General features: G+C 68.6%; 1 pseudogene. It reads left to right on the top strand.

The window, feature by feature from the left end:
• A pseudogene (locus tag A5704_RS10025) lies at positions 1–925 on the top strand (beta-eliminating lyase-related protein); the annotation flags it as partial.

The following is a 925-nucleotide window of genomic DNA, read 5'->3' on the forward strand; positions in this document are numbered from 1 at the left end:
TGGCGCGGGTTCCGGGACGCGCCGACGAGGTGGTGTCCGCGGCGAAGGCGAAGGGCGTCAACCTGTGGCGCGTTGACGCCGATCACGTGTCGGTAGCCTGCGACGAAGCCACCACGGAGGCCCACGTGGCCGCGGCGCTGGAAGCCTTCGGCATGCCGGCCGCCGAGCCACTCGGCAGTGATATCGCGACCCGCACCTCGCAGTTCCTCACCCACCCCGCGTTCACGCAGTACCGCACCGAGACGGCGATGATGCGCTATCTGCGCACGCTGGCGGATAAAGATATCGCCTTGGACCGCAGCATGATTCCGCTCGGCTCGTGCACGATGAAGCTCAACGCCGCCGCCGAGATGGAGCCGATCACCTGGCCGGAATTCGCCCGCCAGCATCCGTTCGCGCCGGCCTCGGACACCCCGGGACTGCGTCGGCTGATCAGTGACCTTCAGACCTGGCTGGTGCACATCACCGGTTACGACGCGGTGTCCCTGCAGCCCAACGCCGGCTCGCAGGGCGAGTACGCCGGCCTGCTGGCCATCCACGACTATCACGCCAGCCGGGGCGAACCGCACCGCAACATCTGCCTGATCCCGTCCAGCGCGCACGGCACCAACGCGGCGTCGGCGGCGCTCGCCGGCATGCGGGTGGTCGTGGTCGCCTGCCACGACAACGGCGACGTCGACCTCGACGATTTGCGCGTCAAGGTCACCCAGCACGGCGACGAGTTGTCGACGCTGATGATCACCTATCCGTCCACCCACGGCGTCTACGAGCACGACATCGCCGAGATCTGCGCGGCCGTCCACGACGCCGGCGGCCAGGTCTACGTGGACGGGGCGAACCTCAACGCGCTGGTCGGCCTGGCCCGGCCCGGGAAGTTCGGCGGCGACGTGAGCCACCTGAACCTGCACAAGACGTTCTGCATCCC

This window comes from Mycobacterium sp. E735 (genome assembly GCF_001666955.1).
GTDB lineage: Bacteria > Actinomycetota > Actinomycetes > Mycobacteriales > Mycobacteriaceae > Mycobacterium.